Source organism: Brevibacillus parabrevis (assembly GCF_003710905.1).
Classification (GTDB): Bacteria; Bacillota; Bacilli; order Brevibacillales; family Brevibacillaceae; genus Brevibacillus; species Brevibacillus parabrevis.
This window is the reverse complement of record NZ_RHHV01000010.1, coordinates 348324-365280: the sequence shown is the minus strand read 5'-3', so window position 1 is coordinate 365280 and position 16957 is coordinate 348324. Positions and strand designations below refer to the sequence as shown.

Sequence of the window (16957 nt, the reverse complement as noted above, 5' to 3'; positions counted from 1 at the left end):
GTCAAGCGCCGCCTATGAAAAAAACGGACGCCTGAAAAGCATCCGTTTTTTGCTCGTGCCCGCTTTTGCTATTTTTGGTTCTTTTGCAAAATATCTGCCGCTACCTGCTCGATCATCGCCTTTTTCCCGAGGGCAAAAAACGCTTCGTTGTAGCTCTGTTTTGTAGTGACGCGGTACACCTTGCCGTTTTTCTTCGCCTTCATATTGTTCCAGATCGCGGTATCTTCCAGCACATTGTGCTCGGAATCGGCGAGCAGCACGATATGGTCGGGATTGAGCGTCGACAGTCCCTCCAGGTCCGTCTCCTTGCCTCCCCACGGATCTGGCTCCGGTATTCCCGCCGCTTTCGGCAGCTTCAAGTCGGAGAAAATCATGTCAGCCAGCCCGGTTTTCGCGTAGAGGCGAATCCCTTTTTGCGTCGCTTCGATCACTGCGAACGATTCCTCTTTGGTAGTTGCCACAATCTGATCGTGCAGCTGCTTCGCATGGTCATCGTACGCTTTCAGCCATTCGTCCATCTGCTGTTTTTTCCCGAGCGTATTCGCCACAAAGTCGAACCGCTCGCGAAACGCGTTGAAACCGTAAGGCACGCGCACGGTCGGGGCAATTTTGTTCAACTGCTCGTAAATTTTTTCCTGGGCCGGACCCACGAGAATCAGATCGGGATTGGCTGCGGCGATCGCCTCGACACTTACCTCATTTTGAAACCAGCCCGCCACGGTCACGTCTTTTCCCAGCTCTTTTTGCAAAATCGGCGTCAAATCCATCGGGCTTTCATACTGGCTGTTCGCCGTCAGCACGGGACGAATGCCGAGCGCCAACAGCTCCTCAGTCGATCCAGATACGTCCGCGATTCTTTGCGGATTGGCCGGGATGGTTACTTCGCCTGCTGCATCCTTGACTGTCCGCGTTTCTGCTGTTTGCGCAGCCGGCTTATCTGCTGGCGCTTGTCCGCCTTGTCCTCCTGCACTGTTGTCAGCAGCTTGGCTGCATCCCCCTACAAGTAACGCCAAACCGAGCAATCCCGCGATCCAGCCGTGCTTTCTTTTTGCCATACCTTCCGTCAGCCTCCATCATCTGTGATAATAATTCTCAACAACTACGCTTGATCGTACCTTTGCCAGCTGTTTGCAACTACCGGACGAGGGCGAAAACTACGGTTGGCGGGATAATAGAAAAAAGCGAGAGACATCGCTCCCGCTTTTTTCGCTACAAAATATACCTGCCCCGCTTCACATCGGACGGATTCATTCCGTACTGCTTGCGGAACGCTTCGGAAAAGTGACTGAAGTTGGAAAAGCCGACCGACAACGCTACCTGGCTGACATTCATCTCGCCCGAGCGCAGCAGTTCCAGCGCTTTTTCCAGACGCTTTTCCCGCAAGTACGCGAAGACGCTCGTGCCAAACTCCTCTTTGAAGCCGATTTTCAGCTTGTATTCGTTCAGCTGCGCCATGCGTGCCAGCTCGATCAAGGAAGGCGGCGCCTCCATATTCGCCAGCAAAATTTCTCTGGCGCTATGAATTTTTTCCCGATCGCTGCGGGATAAAAAGGGGCGGGTGACTTCCGCCTCTCGCTCAAACAGCAGCATGTCGAAGGCGTGCGCAGCGATTTCCAGCGTCTTGCCTTCCGCATGAAGCCGCCGCAATCTGGGCTGAGACGCAGGCGGCGCGATCAGCTGCTGGAGCCGCATCATCAAATCTGGCCGAAGCGGCATGCGGAACATGCGAAAAGGACGGTTGCCCAACAAGCTTTCAAACGTATACGGCGTCCCTTCGTCGATTTGCGCAAGCCATTCGTTGAACAGCTCGACGGAAATCCCGATCGCTACCGAACGAAACGGCGCTTGGGCCATATAGCAAAAGTCGGCTTGAAAGTCCCGCATCAATTGCAGCGAGCAGCTGTCCGGAACGAGATCGTGCTGGGAACCGCCCGAAACCGCTACCTCCCCCGTTCCTTGCAAGCAAAAGCTCAGCTCCACCATGGCGGCTTCCGAGCGAAAACGCATGGCGTGATCATCCTGAAAACGATGGAAGGAATCGACAATCTCCAGTCCATGACGAGGCATCATTCTGTTGATGTATCCGTTCCAACCGGACAAGTCATCCCCCGCCATCTCCGTCCCGATGTCATCAAGCCGAATGTTCGGCAGCGCGTCAATATAACTGTCGTAGATGGAATGAATGGATGTGGCATGCATGGCAATCTCCCGGTTTTGATTTTGTTGAAAACGATTCTTGTTCTCATCATATAGAAAAAAGCAATGCCTTGGCAACCTTTTCGGTGTGGCGCGATTGCCTCGGCAGTTGAATCGGCTAATGCAGCAGATTCAGCAAGATCGTCAGCGTCCCTACACTGAACACGGTCGTGACCAGGACACTGCTGGAAACAAATTGCGGACGCATGTTGAACTGGATCGCGTAAATCGCTGTCGTCGCAGCAGACGGCATCGCTGCGAGTATGACCAGCACTTTTTGCAGCAAAGGGTCAATCGGGAAAAACAGACAGATCACGTAAGCGAGCACAGGCGAAGCGATCAGCCGAATGACACTGGCGGCGCTCAATCCTTGCCACTCCAAGGCTTTGGACGATACGTTGGCAAGCTGCATCCCGAGAATCAGCATAACGACCGGAATCGCTGCCTGCGCCACGAGATCAATCGCCTGATAGTAGCCCGCTGGAATCACGACATTGCCTTGTTGCAGCAAAATCGCCAGCACAACCGCGTAGTTGGAAGGCTGCTTGAAAATCGCCCGAATCGCCGTGCCCGCGCCACCCCCGCCCCGCGAAGCGAAGTAGACGCCGAATACCCCCATGATGATCGAATGAAAAACCATGATTTGGACCGCATACGTAAACCCGGCCTCCCCGTAAGCAAACAAAATGATCGGAGTCCCGTAGTTCCCGCTGTTCATGAAGGCGGTGGAAAGCATCAGGGCGCTCTCCTGCGATTTGTCGTAGCGAAACAGGCGAGCCGTAAGCTGGGTGAGCACGATCAGCGCTCCGAGCAGCAACAGCGAGATGACGACGATGTAAAACAATTGCAGATCAAGCTCGGTCTTGTAAAACGTGCGAAAGACAAGCGCCGTGGTCAACACGTAGATCGCCAGCGACGAAATCGGCTTCAAATCCATTCGGAACTTGCGCTGAAGAATGTAGCCCGACAAAAAGATCAGCAAGACAGGCAAGATCACTTCGAGAAAAATCATGGTTCATACCCACTTCTTCCATAGAAATGCGAAATTACGAATAGTATATCAAATCGCTCGCCAAAAAAGCCGATTCCCCGTTATTTTCTGACAGAGAATCGGCTGAACCGTGCTATATGCGATTTTCTGCCACAAACCGCTCGACATCAGCCAGCGCTGGCAGCGCCGGAATCGCGCCCGTCCGCGTGGTGGTGAGCGCTCCTGCCGCATTGGCGAAGCGAACCATACGTGTCAGCGTGTCATTGTCCATGGAGCGAAGCGGCTGCTTGGCTTCCAGCACCTGATAAAGCAAGCCCCCCAAAAACGCGTCTCCTGCCCCGGTCGTATCGACAGCATCGACCGCGTAGCCTGGAACCATCCCCTGCTCTTTTTCCGTTCGGAAGTAACAGCCCGCTTTGCCGCGAGTGACGAAGATCGCCTGATGGCGGCAAGTTTCCATCAGCCACTCTGTCGCCTCTGCCAAGCCGCTTGCCGGAGCGAGCAGCTCCAGCTCCTCTTCCGACAGCTTGACGATGTCCGCTTGTCTGATCCCGTGCAGCGCCATTGCCTTCGCCTGTTCCATGTCCGGCCACAAGCTTTCGCGAATGTTTGGATCAAACGATACGAGCAGCTTGTGTCTTTTCGCTATATCTACAGCCTTCCAGGTTGCGCTGCGCGCTGGTTCATGGGTCAAAGACAAGGAGCCGAAATGAAACAGCCTTGCTTGCGCGATCATTTCCTCATCTATGTCCGCCTCGCGAAGCTGCGTATCTGCTCCGGGGTTGCGGGCAAACGAAAACGAGCGCTCGCCACTCGCGTCGATGTGTACAAAGGCGAGCGTGGTCAAGGCAGCATCCGTCAGGACAAGCCCGTCAGTCCCGATCTCCAGGTCCATCAGCGTCTGCTTCAGAAAGCGGCCGAACGCATCGTTTCCGACTGCGCCGAGAAAAGCTGTCTTTTTATGAAACCGCGACAAAGCCGCAAGCACATTTGCCACCGCTCCGCCCGGATTTTGTTCATACGCCATTTTCCCCGGTTCGGGATGGGGCATCGGCGTGAAATCAATCAAAAGCTCGCCGCAGGCAACAACATCAAGCATTTGTCTGTCTCCTTTTCGTCTCTCGTCTCGCAAGCAGCTTCAAGTACACCGTCATCCCTGCTTGGGCAAAAACAGCTCGGACGCCGTGTAAAGTGCCGGAGCGCCACCCGTGTGCAGAAAAAGCACATGGTCATCTTGCGAAAAACGCCCCTCGCGAATCAGCCCGATCAACCCCGCCATCGCTTTGCCTGTGTAAACCGGGTCGAGCAAAATTCCTTCTGTGCGGGCGACGAGCTGCACGGCTTCGACCATTTCCTCTGTCGGAATCGCATAGCCTGGCCCGACAAAGCGCTCTTCGCACTGCACCACATCTGCATGGATCGTCGCTTGCAGACCGACCTCGGCGGCGGTGCGCGCAAGCAGCTCCTGTACTTTCGCTTCCTGGGAGGCGCGGTCGCGGCTGACATTGATGCCAATCACTTTGGCAGACGATTGTCTCGCCAAAAACCCGGCGATCAGACCCGCCTGTGTCCCGCCACTACCTGTTGCCGTCACCACGTAATCAAACGGAGTGCAGCTCTCCCACGCTTGCTGCTCGATTTCCTCTGCGCACGCCATGTAGCCAAGCGAGCCGATCTCGTTGGAGCCGCCAACCGGAATCAGGTACGGCTTCCTGCCTGCTTCTCGCAGACTGTCCGCCAGCTTTTCCATCGCCGCAAGCATATCGCCGTCTGCGGGAATGACCTCGATCTGTTCGGCGCCAAGCAAATGAAACAACAGATGGTTCCCGCCCGCCTGCGGATTGTAGTCGCCTGTCTCGGGCGCCGACAAAACGAGCTGGCAACGCAGCCCTTCGCGAACCGCCGCAGCCAGTGTCAGACGGCAATGATTCGATTGGACAGCACCGCACGTAATCAGTGTATCTGCGCCTTGCCGGATCGCGTCGGCAACCAAATACTCCAGCTTTCGCGTCTTGTTGCCACCAGCCGTCAAGCCGAGCAAGTCGTCGCGCTTGATGGAAATGTGCGGGCCGCCCAGCACCTGCGACAGCCTCTCCAGACGCTCGATCGGCGTCGGGCCTTGCGTATATTTTCTGCGTTCATAGCGAATCGGCTTCATTTTATTGCCTCCTTCAAGCCTGTTTGCGTATGAATACGATCTGGCTACCGCCGATTCCTCCCTTGCCTGGCGAGTTTCCCGATTCCCGGTTGCTTTTTCCATTGACGAAGAAGGCGCGATCCATTACCATGATCTAGTCATTTTTATGAAATTCATCCAATTTTAGCGAAGGTGTTTTTCGATGCACGCAACGGCATTTTTTCCATGATCTGGATAACGCACTTCCGCCTGTCCAAACGGGTGAAAAACACGTTTGTTCGCTAGACGCAATCGAACAAACCGGAAAGGAGGGCTTCCTTTTGCCAAAATGGCTGTTTCTGCTTTTTGCCAGCTACCTGTTTTACAGTCTGCCTGCCATGCTCGGCTTCGGCGTAGCCATCCAATTCGCGCCGGGAGCCACTCCGCTTGAAATGGCATCAGCCTACGTCTACGACGGAATTGTCGCTGACTTTTGGCAAAAGCTGTGGAAGGCGGCTCTTACCACCCTGATTATATGGCTGCTCCTGCGAAAAAAGCGCCATTCGTAAATCGGCATAATCCCCTCGTTGTTCATCTTCCGTTCATCTTCTTTTCCTACACTCAACCGTGTAGACAATCAAGAAGCGAATGGGAGATGATTTTTTATGCTAGTATGGGCTGTCATTTTCATCAATTTGGCGCTCGCCTCGTATACAATCGGAGTCTGGTCGGAACACCGTGCCAAGGAGCTTGCCTGGAAGCACTTCGTCTTTTTTGGCCTGGGGCTTGTCTTCGATACAGTCGGAACGGCTTTCATGAAGCTGCTCGCCGACGGCAATTCGCTGAATTTGCACGGGATTACCGGGCTGGTCGCGCTGATCCTGATGTTTTTGCACACCGCCTGGGCCGGCTTCGTCCTCTGGAAAAAGCAAGACCGCCAACGCAAGCAGTTCCACAAATTCAGCCTGTTTGTATGGGTGCTCTGGCTGGTCCCTTATTCCATCGGTGTCGCTTTAAGCTTTACACGCTAACCAATCAAATACTTGCCAAACAGGTTGTCTTCGGATAACCTGTTTTTGTTTTCCGAAAATCTCTCCCCCATCGCCACACGCTCCCTCCAGGCTGTCTTTTTGCCGTCCGAGAGATTAGACTTCGCGAATTGCGGGTAAAGATTTACAGCAAGAGCTTTCAGAAACAGAAAAAAGGAGTTTGGCATGGGGAAAAGAAGAACCTATACGCTTCGCTTTATTATGGAAATGCTCGTTGTGTTTTCTGTCCTCGCGACAATTTTGATTGAGGTCATTTCTTCTCTTCATGTCAATCGCACCTCGCTCTCCACCAACTACCTGGAAAACAACTACCAGTACGCGAAGAAGCTGGCGAGAAACACAGCAGACATATTGACCGTCCTGCAAAACAACGTCGACACGATTGCCAGACAAGCTGGCGAGAAGCCGCTCGTAGAGAAAGACTTGGACGACTGGTATGCGGCCAACAGACAAAATTTTCATTCCTTGTTCATCACAGACGCTGAAGGTCACATCCAGAAAGTCAGCCCGCTGAAATCCGGCGTTGCCCTCGGAACGTTGCTGACCTCGCATGCTGTGAGACTGGCGTTGATCCAAAAGAAACCGCTGATCTCCGAGCCTTACCGTGCGGTGTCCGGCCGGCTGATTTTGATGATTTCTTCGCCGATTTTTGACAAACAGGGAGTGTACCAAGGCTTTGCGGGCGGAACGATTTATTTGGAAGAATCGAATGTGCTCAACCGGACCTTGAAGGAACACTTTTATGGGGACGGTTCCTACGTATATGTGGTCGATCAGCAAGGGAGGCTCATTTTCCACCCCGAAACAAAGCGCCTCGGAGAAACCGTGCTATTGAATCCCGCCATCCAGCAAGCTCTCGCGGGCAAAAGCGGCTACCAGCAAATCGTCAACAGCAAGGGCAAATCGTATTTTGCCGGATATACGACCGAAAGCGTCAGCGGCTGGATTATCGTCTCCCAGACGCCGACCTCTGTCATTGACGAGTCGAATCACAAGCTGCTCCACAATCTGTTGATGACTTCCTTGCCTTTTTTGCTGCTCACGCTTGGCATCGTCTGGTTGATTGCCAAAAACATCAATACCGCGCTGTCCAAATTAACCCACATTTCCGATGAGTCTGGCGGAATGGACTGTCCTGCCGAGCTTACGACCACCTCCAAAATTTACGAGGTGCAAAAGCTGTACCAAAGCACGCGGCTGGCACTTCGCCAGATGAACCGCAAGCTGCGGCAGCTGCAATCCGAAGTGGAGAAGGACGGATTGACCGGACTTGCCAATCGCAAAACGTTCGATGCCTGCTTGCAAGATGCTTTGCGCAGCGAAATTCCGTTTTCCCTCATTCTGCTCGACGTCGATCGGTTCAAAAGGATCAATGATGCTTTCGGCCATGTCACAGGTGACGAGGTTTTGAAACAAGTCGCGCAAACGATGCTGGATACGACGCGCGAAGACGACTTCTGTTTCCGCTACGGAGGGGAAGAGTTCGGCATTTTGCTGCAAGGAGATCGGCATCTGTTTGCCTATCAAATCGCCGAGCGGCTGCGGCAAATGATTGAAGCGCTCGACAATCCGACGGGACATCCGGTGACGATCTCCCTAGGAATTGCCAGCTATCCGCTGCACGGTACGGAAGCGCTCGACATCATCACCTGCGCGGATCAGGCGCTGTATCAATCCAAAGCGGCCGGGCGAAATCAGACGACGAGCTTTCGGCTCGGCATCGAATCGCTTCAACCGTAGACGCGAACGAGCAGCACGGTCACATCCCATTTCATGAAAAACGTACGTCTCGACGTTTTTCACAGCAAAAAAGCTGCCGACAGATTTTGCTCTGCGGCAGCTTTTTTCTAACCAAACAAGTAATAGCGGGATAAATCCACGCGGTAGTTTTGAATAATCTCATCGACTTCCCGTTTGCCCCGCATCAGGATTTCCAGGCACTCTGCCTTCTTCTCCTCGCTCATCCGGTAAATCGGGCCGGATATGGTCAACGAGCCCATCACATGTCCGTCGTAATGGAACAGCGGGCACGCGATCGCCAGAACATCCGGCGTATACTCGCCCGTGCTCATCGCCCATCCGGCTTCGCGAATATGCACAAGCTCCTCGCGCAATTTGTCCGGATCGGCAATCGTATTTTTCGTGTACTGCCGCAAGCCTTGCAAAATGATGTGCTCGATTTTCTCTTGCGGCAAGTAGGCCATGATCGAACGGTACGATGCGCCTACAAACAAAGGGGCACGACTGCCTACCGACACGGAGTATTTCACCACATTGTCCGGCTCCAGCGCATCGAGCGTAAGCGCTTCGTCTTCGTCCAGGCAGGTCAGGAAGATCGACTCGCCCGACTCCTCCATCATCCGCTGCAACACAGGCCGAATCAGTCGTGATACATGGAACGACTCTCTCATTGTCAATCCAAGCTCCCACAGGCGAATGCCCAATGAGTATTTTTTCGTCTTGGGATCTTTCTCCAGAAAGCGATTGGCTTCAAACGTAGATAATACGCGGAATACATTTGCGTGATTCAAACCGACTTCCTTGGCGAGTTCCCTTGCTCCCCATTCCGGTTTCTCCTTCGTGAACAGCTGTAACAATTTGAGTGATTGATCCAACGTTTTTAGCACGACGACTCCCCTTATTCACGATTACTTTTCAAACCCGTTTATTGCTCGTACAAAAAGTCAATGGCTGCCGCCACGTACACCTTCGCGCAGCGGATGACGTCTTCGACCAGCACTTTTTCATTGAAATTGTGGATGCTCGGCAAGTACGCAGGCCCGTATTGCAAGACCGGAATGTCGTACGCGCGGAAATGTCTGGCATCGCTGCTTGCCCACTGCTGAACGCCAAAAGCGTGCTCGCCTGTCACGTACGTGATGTTGTCGACGATCGCCCGGCAGACCGGATCATCCGGCGACGTGTAGTTCGCATGGCTTTGCGTTCCCATCGGCACAATTTCGTAATCAATATCCAGCTCGTCCAACTGGCTGGTGATGTAGCCCATGACTTCTGCTCTCGTCACGCCAAACGGCAGGCGGCAATCCACTTCCACGGTGCAAGTGTCAGGGACCACATTTGCTTTCGTTCCGCCCTCAATCGTACCGATGTTGCAAGAGACGCGCTCCAGCACATCCTGGTACGGTTCCCGCTCGGTGCCGAGCATGTATGCTTTGGATACCTTCACGAGTTCCTTGACTTCATCCGGAATCACGACCGGATAATCCCATACGGTGCGAATCCGCTCGATAGCGCGAATCGCATCCATGATCGCATTTTTGCCGGCGATCGGCCCGAGGCTGCCGTGAGCTGGCTTGCCTTTGACCGTGAGCTGGAACCAGCAGGAACCTTTTTGCCCCAAAGTCGGATTGTGCGGCGAGGACGGCTCGGCGATCAGGCATCCGTCTCCCTCGACCAGCTTGCGCTCCAAAATCCACGGAACGCCCATCGCTCCGCCTGTTTCCTCGTCCGGCACGATCGCCAGAATCAATTGTCCCGGCAGTTCGACTCCCAGCCGCTGCAAAATCGTCGCGGCAAAAATCAGTCCAGCCAAGCCGCCCTTCATGTCAGAAGCGCCGCGGCCCAAAATCCAGCCGTCTTTTACTTCGCCGCTGAACGGAGCAAATTCCCACTTGGACAAGTCCCCGGCAGGCACGACATCCGTATGGCCGCAATAAATCAACTTTTTGCCCGATTGCAGATTGCCGATCCGGGACACGAGGTTGTACATGTTTGGCCCTGCTTCATGCCAGTCTGTGGCGATGTCAAAACGCTCCAGATATTCCGTAATAAAGCGGCTGATCGGCGCGGAATCGCCCGGCGGATTTTCGCTCGGGAACTGGATCAGCTTGCAGCACAGCTCGATCAATTCGTCCTTGTTTTGTTCGACGGCGGCGATGACCTGGTCTTTTAACGCTTTCAGTTGATCGCTCATGACACGCTCACCTTGCCATCCAGTGTGAGCAGATGCTTCATGGAGCCGTACAGCGATGTCATCCGCGCAAACTCTTCCTCGTCGTAGAACGCGCACTTGCCTGTTCCAAACAGCTTGGCTACCTCGATCACGAAGCGCACGACTTGTTCGACGTGCACGAGATGAGTCGCACCTGTGGCGCAGCCTGCTACTGGCACTTGGGTCGTCAAGGCAATCCCGACAACCGGGCTGTCTGTTACGACACACGGCTGCATGATACTGTTGATGTGGTGCAAATTGTTGCCGTACGGCGTGATGTCTTGTACCGTAATCGGCAATGTCACTGGCATGTTGCCGGACGTTTGCTTCACCAGTTCAAGCAAATCGTTGCTGATGCGCAAGATGTACCCTTCCTTGACCGTCGGGGTGATCGCATAGCCTGTATGATTGAGAATCATGTTTCCTTTTGTGGTGTCGATGGACAAAATCGCGTCCATCTCGGACGATACTTCATTGGCATTCATGATCTGCATGTCCACCGGAGAGTTCATGAACGGCACGGGATCATGCGGAAGAGTCGGCGCATCCGGGCAAATGTGCGTAGTCAGGAGGATGTCTCCTTCCAACGTGTCGCCGCGCTGCTGCATGTCGGCAAGCTTCGCTGCTGCTGCCATGCACGCCAGAGCGCCGTCGCCATCAGATACGAAGCCGACTTGCTCGGGACGGGCGCCAATCCCGCCCAAACGGCCAATGACGCCAAGTGTCGGCGCCGTTCCGCCGCTGCTTTTTCCGTTCTTTCCTTTTATTAATACTTTGACGAAATCGGTCTTTCCTTTTTGTCCAGTAACGGTAGATACTTCTACATCGCGAAAGCCGCTTTGTTCAAAATATCGTTTCAGGTCATCCCCTGTAACGTAAGCGCTGTCCATAAGATCGTACATTTCGATTACATGCTTGAAAGACATAAAAAAGTCTCCTTTTCCATTATGATAGATTTCCTAAAAGATGACAAGAAACCTTGTGCTGCCCTTCATACAACGTGAGCGCAGGCGCTTCTGTCTTGCAACGGTCGGTCGCATACGGGCACCGCTTGTGGAAATGGCAGCCGGATGGCGGATTCATCGGACTCGGCACATCACCCGTCAGGATGACCCGCTCCTTTTTGATCAGCGGACTTTCCTTCGGCACTGCCGACAGCAGCGCTCGCGTATACGGGTGCTGCGCATTGTGGTAAATCTCCTCGTACGTTCCCATCTCCACGACACGGCCCAAATACATGACGGCAATCCGGTCGCTGATGTAGCGCACGACGTTCAAATCGTGGGAAATGAAAATGTAGGTCAGGTTGAAGCTCGCCTGCAAATCCTTCAGCAAGTTGATCACTTGCGCCTGAATCGACACGTCCAAAGCCGAAACGGACTCGTCGCAAATTACAACTTCCGGATTGAGCGCAAGCGCCCTGGCGATGTTGATTCGCTGCCGCTGTCCGCCGGAAAACTCATGCGGGTAACGGGTGGCGTGATAATCGGAAAGCCCGACGACTTCCAAAAGCTCCTTCACCCTTTTTACCCGTTCCTGGTGAGTTCCGACCTGGTGAATGACCAGCGGCTCCACGATCAGCTGCTCGACTGTTTTGCGCGGATCGAGCGACGCATACGGATTTTGGAAAATCATCTGGATCGATTTGCGCGCCCGCTTCATTTCCTTGTCGGACAGCTTGGCCAAATCCTGGCCCCCCATGATGACGGAGCCTTCCGTAGGACGAATCAGCTGCATGATCAGGCGAGCCAATGTCGACTTGCCGCACCCGGACTCGCCCACGATCCCGAGTGTCTCCCCTCTTTTCACCTCAAAGCTGACGTCATCGACTGCCTTGACGACTTTCGAGGATTTGCCGAACAAAGACTGATCCTTTACGGGAAAATGCTTTTTCAGCTGATTGATTTGGATGATCGACTCACTCATGCCTGGCTTCCCCCTTTCCGTTCAAGACGGTGGTCGCTCGTCTGGAAGTGGCAGGCTACCAGATGGTTGGGAGCCACTTCGACGAGCGGCGGTTTTTCGCTGAAGCACTTGTCTTTGGCATATGGACAGCGGGGAGCGAAGTAGCAGCCCGCAATATCTTCGCGCAGGTCAGGAGGATTGCCCGGGATCGACGGCAGCTTGCCCGTTGTGTCTGATTTGATCTGGGAATCGAGCAATCCCCACGTATAAGGATGAAGCGGCTTTTCGTACAGCTCTTCTACCGTTGCGTATTCCACCGTGTTTCCGGCATACATGACGAGAACTTTTTGACAGCTCTCCCAAACGACACCCAGGTCATGGGTAATCATGATGATCGATGTTTGCAAATCGTCTTGCAGTTTTTTCATCAAGTCCAAAATTTGCGCTTGTACCGTTACGTCCAAAGCGGTTGTCGGCTCGTCCGCAATCAGCAGCTTCGGATTGCAAGCGAGAGCAATCGCGATCATGACACGTTGGCGCATCCCGCCGGAAAATTCGTGCGGATATTGCTCCAGCCGTTTTTCCGGCTCCGGAATCCCGACCAGCTTCAACATCTCAATCGCCCGCTGGCGAGCCGCTTTTTTGTCCAACTGCTGGTGCAGACGGATTACTTCGATAATTTGATTCCCCACGGTAAAAACCGGATTGAGGGAGGTCATCGGGTCTTGAAAAATCATCGAAATTTCGTTTCCCCGAATCTTGCGCATCTGTGCCTGGGAAAGCTTCGTCAAATCTTTTCCTTCAAACAAAATGCTGCCTCGCTCGATTTTTCCAGGGGGAGACGGAATCAGCCCGAGAATGGCGGTGGAGGTCACGCTTTTGCCCGAGCCTGATTCTCCGACAATCCCGATCGTCTCCCCCTGCTTCAGATCAAAGCTCACGCCGTTTACCGCCTTCACGACTCCGGACGAATAAAAATAAACGGCCAAATCTTGCACGCTGAGTAGTACATCTGACTTTGCCAATTCCCCTTCACCCCAATCTATGTCTCACTTTTGTCGCTTACACTTTCATTTTCGGATCGAGTGCATCGCGCAAGCCGTCACCGAACAGGTTGAAGCCGAGTACCGAGAGCAAAATCGCCAGCCCGGAGAACGTTGCCATGTGCGGCGACAAGACGAGGAAGTCTTTTCCGTCCTTCAGGATGCTGCCCCATGAAGCGGTCGGCGGCTGCACGCCCAGACCGAGGAAGCTCAGCGCCGCTTCGGAAATGATCGCTCCGGCTACGTGCATCGTTGCGTAAACAATAATCGGCGCCATACAGTTTGGCAGGATATGGTGAAAAATAATGCGGGAATCGTTGGCCCCAAGCGATCGCGTCACCTCGATATACTCTTCCTCCTTGACCGCCAGCACCTGGCCGCGGACAATTCGGGCGAAGCCGGGAATATTGGCAATCCCGATGGCGAGAATGACGTTGAACAATCCGGCTCCAAGCACGGTCATCAGCGAGATGGACAACAGGATGAACGGGAATGCAAACAATCCGTCCATGAGGCGCATGATGATCGCATCCCATTTGCCTCCGTAGTAGCCTGCCAAAAGACCGAGCAGCGTGCCGATCATGCCGCCGAGTCCGATCGCAAAAATACCGACGATCAAGGAAATGCGCGTGCCGTAGACGATCCGGCTGAACAAATCGCGCCCGTAGTTGTCAGTTCCGAGCAAATGACCGTCGATGCCAGGCTCGGACAGCGAATTGGCCAAGTCCATGTCGTTCGGCCCGTGCGTCGCAATCAATGGCGCGAACAGGGCGAAAATGACCATGATCGCGATGATGACCATGCCGACCATCGCCAGCTTGTTTTTCAAAAGCCGGCTCCATACACTGTTTTCCTTGCTTTTTTTCTTGGGTGCGTTAGGTGCGAGCGTCGCGGGAGCTGGCGATAATGGTTGCGCGTGGTTGCTCATATCGGATCAGCCCTCCCCTTTATTCGTTAGTTTCACGCGCGGATTGACCACGGTGTACAAAATGTCGACGAGCAAATTGATCAACACGAAAATAACGGCGATGAACAGGACGGTTCCTTGCACGACGACAAAGTCCCGATTTTCAATCGCGTCAACCACGAGACGCCCCATCCCCGGCCAGCTGAAGATCGTCTCCGTCAGGACAGCCCCGCCGAGCATGGAGGAAATTTGCATCCCCATGACCGTAAGCAATGGAGTCATCGCATTTTTCAAGGCGTGCTTCCAGACGACGAAAAATTCGCGCAGCCCTTTTGCCCGAGCCGTCTTGATGTAGTCCTGGCGGATTACTTCAAGCATGCTGGAGCGCGTAATCCGGGCAAAAGTAGCCATCGGAATCGTGGACAAGGCGATGCTCGGCAAAATCAGGTGCGTGACTACGCTGCCGAAGCCTTCGGACAACGAGCCCATCCCGGTAGCCGGAAGCCAGCCAAGATGTACGCTGAAGTAAAGAACGAGCATGACCCCGAGCCAAAAGATCGGCATCGATACGCCAACGAGCGAGAGAATCATGACGGTGTAATCCCAGAACGAATACTGTTTGGTTGCAGAAATGATGCCTGCCGGAATCCCGATGAGCAGCGAGAGAGCGAGCGCACAGGCGGACAGCAAAAGCGTGTTCGGGAAGCGCTCCATGATCAAAGACATGACCGGCTGATTGTAGCCGAGCGAGGTTCCCAAATCTCCCTGCAGCAAGCTGCCGAGGAAGTCGACGTATTGGAGGTACAACGGCTGATTCAGCCCGAGTGTTTCCCGCATTTTGGCGATTTCATCAGGGGAAGCTTGCGGCCCAAGCAGCACTGCCGCCGGGTCGCCGGGAATCAACCGCGTGATGATGAAAACGGTCGTGGCAACGACAAACAGCGTAGGGATTAAATCGAATAACCGTTTGAAAATCAGTTTGAGCAAGCCACTCTCCTCCTTCCCACTATTCGTTTAAAGCTTGGCCTGGTAAGAAATGCCCGAAGAGAGGACTTTGTCGCGGCCTCTCTTCGAACCGTGGAAGCTTTTAGGCGTGTGTATTACTTGTTCAGCCAAACGTTCGTCTCGCTGTTGACCAGGAAGATCGAGCTGTCCGCACGCACTTGGTAATCTTGCACGTATTTCTTCATTCCGGTCGCAACATCGAGCAGGCCCAGTTCGACGTGAACGACGTCATCGTTGATTTGTTTCATCGCCTGGCTGTACAGCTCTTTGCGCTTCGCTTCGTCCGTCGTCTCTGCCGTTGCGCGTTCCAGAAGCTTGTCTACTTCCGGATTGCTGTAAGCGTAGCCGTTGCCGAGCGAACCGATTTGCTTGCTGTGGAACATTTGATAGAGGAAGAAGTCAGGGTCCGGGTACCAGGACCAGCCCATGATGTAGAGCGGAGCTTTTCCTTTGGCTACGATGTCGCTGAACGTTCCCCACTCAACGGTTTTGATCTCTGCGTCGATGTTCAGGTTGTCTTTCAGCTGTTGCGCTGCGATGGTCGCTTGCGGCACGCGGGAAGCGATTACATAAAGCTCGGTTTTGAATCCGTCCGGATAGCCTGCTTCAGCCAGAAGCTGTTTGGCTTTTTGCGGGTCAAAAGCAGGAACGGCTGCTTCGAGAGACGAGTCATAGCCCCACGATGCTTTTGGCAGCGGCAGGAAAGATTTTTCCGCTCCGCCCCATTTGAATACCCCTTTGACCAAACCTTCCACGTCTACCGCGAGACGGATTGCTTCACGCACTTTTTTGTCCTTCGTCGGGCCTTCGATCTGGTTCAAACCCATGTACTCAATGGACAAACCTGGCTTCGTTTGCAAGTTCAAGTTTTGATCCTTCTCGATGATCGCACGGTTTTGCCCTTTGACATCGGTCACCATGTCGATGTCGCCGGAGCGCAGGGCGTTGGTCATCATGTTCGCATCGGTGATGAATTTGAACTCTACGCCATCCAGGTGAGGCTTCGGACCCCAGTATTTATCAGAACGCTTCAAATTTACAGAATCGTCTTGGTTGAATTTATCGATCATGAACGGCCCTGTTCCCACGAGGTGAGTGCCGAACTGATCTTTCCAGCCTTCTACCTCTTCGCGCGGAACGATGATGTTGCCGCCGTCTGTCAGCATGGCAAGCAAAGCGGCGTTTGGCGCGTCCAGGTGAATCGCTACTTCGTTTTCGCTGATGACTTCTACTTTTTCCACGCCGCGCAGACGCTTGAGTGCGGATTGCTTCGCAGAACGTTCCAGACTGTACTTCACGTCCTCGGCTGTCATTTTCCGTCCATCCTGGTATTTGCCAGGCTGGAAGTACACATTGTCCTGGAGCTTGAACGTATACACCTTCATGTCATCCGACACTTTCCACTCTGTTGCGAGGCTCGGTTCAATTTTGGACAAGTCATTCGTGTAACGGACGAGCGTGTCGCCAATACTGCGGATGATGTTGGATTCATAAGCACCCGTGTAAGCAATTGGGTCCAGTGTTTTTGCCGTAGAAGACAAGCCGATTTTCAGCACGCCGCCATCTTTTGGCTGTCCAGCCGCCTGCTGCTGGTCGCCGCCCTTTGCATCTTGAGCAGGAGCGATTCCTTGTCCACCACATGCAGCGAGTGCCAGCATGGATACGACCATGACAGAAGAAAACAACGCTTTGGCTTTCAACATTTTCCTCACTACGATTCCCCCAGACATTTTTGTTTGTATCAAATAATGAAACGCATGTTCAATATGTGTTACGTTTTGGATTATAGCAAA

The 16957-nt window shown here is 53.7% G+C and carries 16 protein-coding genes; 3 read left to right on the top strand and 13 right to left on the bottom strand.

Going from position 1 to position 16957, the window contains the following annotated elements:
• Positions 1 to 68: 68 nt before the first annotated feature.
• From EDM60_RS14525 to cuyA, 5 genes are all read right to left on the bottom strand, one after another.
• Complete coding sequence (locus EDM60_RS14525) at positions 69 to 1055, bottom strand: ABC transporter substrate-binding protein (protein ID WP_122964611.1); 987 nt, start codon at positions 1053 to 1055, stop codon at positions 69 to 71.
• 154 nt (positions 1056 to 1209) lie between these two features.
• Positions 1210 to 2199 carry a helix-turn-helix transcriptional regulator gene (locus EDM60_RS14520; protein ID WP_122964610.1) on the bottom strand — a complete coding sequence of 330 codons (990 nt, stop codon included), beginning with the start codon at positions 2197 to 2199 and terminating at the stop codon, positions 1210 to 1212.
• 115 nt (positions 2200 to 2314) lie between these two features.
• Positions 2315 to 3208: an AEC family transporter gene (locus EDM60_RS14515; RefSeq protein ID WP_122964609.1), complete on the bottom strand. Its 894-nt coding sequence runs from the start codon at positions 3206 to 3208 to the stop codon at positions 2315 to 2317.
• Positions 3209 to 3320: 112 nt separating this feature from the next.
• Complete coding sequence (locus EDM60_RS14510) at positions 3321 to 4286, bottom strand: carbohydrate kinase family protein (protein ID WP_122964608.1); 966 nt, start codon at positions 4284 to 4286, stop codon at positions 3321 to 3323.
• Between the two features lie 51 nt (positions 4287 to 4337).
• Complete coding sequence (cuyA, locus tag EDM60_RS14505; protein WP_122964607.1) at positions 4338 to 5345, bottom strand: D-cysteate sulfo-lyase; 1008 nt, start codon at positions 5343 to 5345, stop codon at positions 4338 to 4340.
• A gap of 299 nt (positions 5346 to 5644) precedes the next feature.
• On the opposite strand from cuyA, the gene EDM60_RS14495 reads away from it, so the two are divergent.
• From EDM60_RS14495 to EDM60_RS14480, 3 genes are all read left to right on the top strand, one after another.
• On the top strand, positions 5645 to 5872 hold the full coding sequence (locus tag EDM60_RS14495; RefSeq protein WP_122964605.1) for a hypothetical protein: 228 nt from the start codon (positions 5645 to 5647) through the stop codon (positions 5870 to 5872).
• 96 nt (positions 5873 to 5968) lie between these two features.
• Positions 5969 to 6334 carry an HsmA family protein gene (locus tag EDM60_RS14490; protein WP_122964604.1) on the top strand — a complete coding sequence of 122 codons (366 nt, stop codon included), beginning with the start codon at positions 5969 to 5971 and terminating at the stop codon, positions 6332 to 6334.
• Between the two features lie 183 nt (positions 6335 to 6517).
• Positions 6518 to 8092 carry a sensor domain-containing diguanylate cyclase gene (locus EDM60_RS14480; RefSeq protein WP_122964602.1) on the top strand — a complete coding sequence of 525 codons (1575 nt, stop codon included), beginning with the start codon at positions 6518 to 6520 and terminating at the stop codon, positions 8090 to 8092.
• Between the two features lie 107 nt (positions 8093 to 8199).
• Here the strand turns inward: EDM60_RS14480 and EDM60_RS14475 are convergent, their stop codons facing one another.
• The 8 genes from EDM60_RS14475 to EDM60_RS14440 form a co-directional block, all read right to left on the bottom strand.
• The gene (locus EDM60_RS14475; RefSeq protein ID WP_122964601.1) at positions 8200 to 8979 is read right to left on the bottom strand and encodes an IclR family transcriptional regulator; all 780 of its coding nucleotides are present in this window, start codon (positions 8977 to 8979) and stop codon (positions 8200 to 8202) included.
• Between the two features lie 38 nt (positions 8980 to 9017).
• Positions 9018 to 10286, bottom strand: a complete 1269-nt coding sequence (locus EDM60_RS14470; RefSeq protein WP_122964600.1) for a M20 family metallopeptidase — start codon at positions 10284 to 10286, stop codon at positions 9018 to 9020.
• A complete protein-coding gene (locus tag EDM60_RS14465; protein WP_122964599.1) occupies positions 10283 to 11230 on the bottom strand; it encodes a DUF1177 domain-containing protein in 948 nt (315 codons plus the stop codon). The genes EDM60_RS14470 and EDM60_RS14465 overlap by 4 nt, the downstream gene beginning before the upstream one ends.
• 19 nt (positions 11231 to 11249) lie before the next feature.
• Entirely contained in the window at positions 11250 to 12230 is a 981-nt protein-coding gene (locus tag EDM60_RS14460) for an ABC transporter ATP-binding protein (RefSeq protein WP_122964598.1), read from the bottom strand.
• A complete protein-coding gene (locus tag EDM60_RS14455) occupies positions 12227 to 13234 on the bottom strand; it encodes an ABC transporter ATP-binding protein (RefSeq protein WP_167470306.1) in 1008 nt (335 codons plus the stop codon). Before EDM60_RS14455 ends, EDM60_RS14460 begins: the two co-directional genes overlap by 4 nt.
• Before the next feature lie 37 nt (positions 13235 to 13271).
• Entirely contained in the window at positions 13272 to 14180 is a 909-nt protein-coding gene (locus tag EDM60_RS14450) for an ABC transporter permease (RefSeq protein WP_122964596.1), read from the bottom strand.
• A 6-nt stretch (positions 14181 to 14186) separates the two neighbouring features.
• Positions 14187 to 15146: an ABC transporter permease gene (locus tag EDM60_RS14445; protein ID WP_122964595.1), complete on the bottom strand. Its 960-nt coding sequence runs from the start codon at positions 15144 to 15146 to the stop codon at positions 14187 to 14189.
• A gap of 113 nt (positions 15147 to 15259) precedes the next feature.
• Complete coding sequence (locus EDM60_RS14440) at positions 15260 to 16876, bottom strand: ABC transporter substrate-binding protein (RefSeq protein ID WP_122964594.1); 1617 nt, start codon at positions 16874 to 16876, stop codon at positions 15260 to 15262.
• Positions 16877 to 16957: the final 81 nt, after the last annotated feature.

Bases quoted from the DNA above. Each gene is read 5' to 3' on its own strand.
- EDM60_RS14520 (WP_122964610.1), bottom strand. From the start codon at position 2,199: ATGCATGCCACATCCATTCATTCCATCTACGACAGTTATATTGACGCG.
- EDM60_RS14480 (WP_122964602.1), top strand. From the start codon at position 6,518: ATGGGGAAAAGAAGAACCTATACGCTTCGCTTTATTATGGAAATGCTC.
- cuyA (WP_122964607.1), bottom strand. From the start codon at position 5,345: ATGAAGCCGATTCGCTATGAACGCAGAAAATATACGCAAGGCCCGACG.
- EDM60_RS14465 (WP_122964599.1), bottom strand. From the start codon at position 11,230: ATGTCTTTCAAGCATGTAATCGAAATGTACGATCTTATGGACAGCGCT.
- EDM60_RS14525 (WP_122964611.1), bottom strand. From the start codon at position 1,055: ATGGCAAAAAGAAAGCACGGCTGGATCGCGGGATTGCTCGGTTTGGCG.
- EDM60_RS14515 (WP_122964609.1), bottom strand. From the start codon at position 3,208: ATGATTTTTCTCGAAGTGATCTTGCCTGTCTTGCTGATCTTTTTGTCG.
- EDM60_RS14470 (WP_122964600.1), bottom strand. From the start codon at position 10,286: ATGAGCGATCAACTGAAAGCGTTAAAAGACCAGGTCATCGCCGCCGTC.
- EDM60_RS14460 (WP_122964598.1), bottom strand. From the start codon at position 12,230: ATGAGTGAGTCGATCATCCAAATCAATCAGCTGAAAAAGCATTTTCCC.
- EDM60_RS14510 (WP_122964608.1), bottom strand. From the start codon at position 4,286: ATGCTTGATGTTGTTGCCTGCGGCGAGCTTTTGATTGATTTCACGCCG.
- EDM60_RS14490 (WP_122964604.1), top strand. From the start codon at position 5,969: ATGCTAGTATGGGCTGTCATTTTCATCAATTTGGCGCTCGCCTCGTAT.
- EDM60_RS14450 (WP_122964596.1), bottom strand. From the start codon at position 14,180: ATGAGCAACCACGCGCAACCATTATCGCCAGCTCCCGCGACGCTCGCA.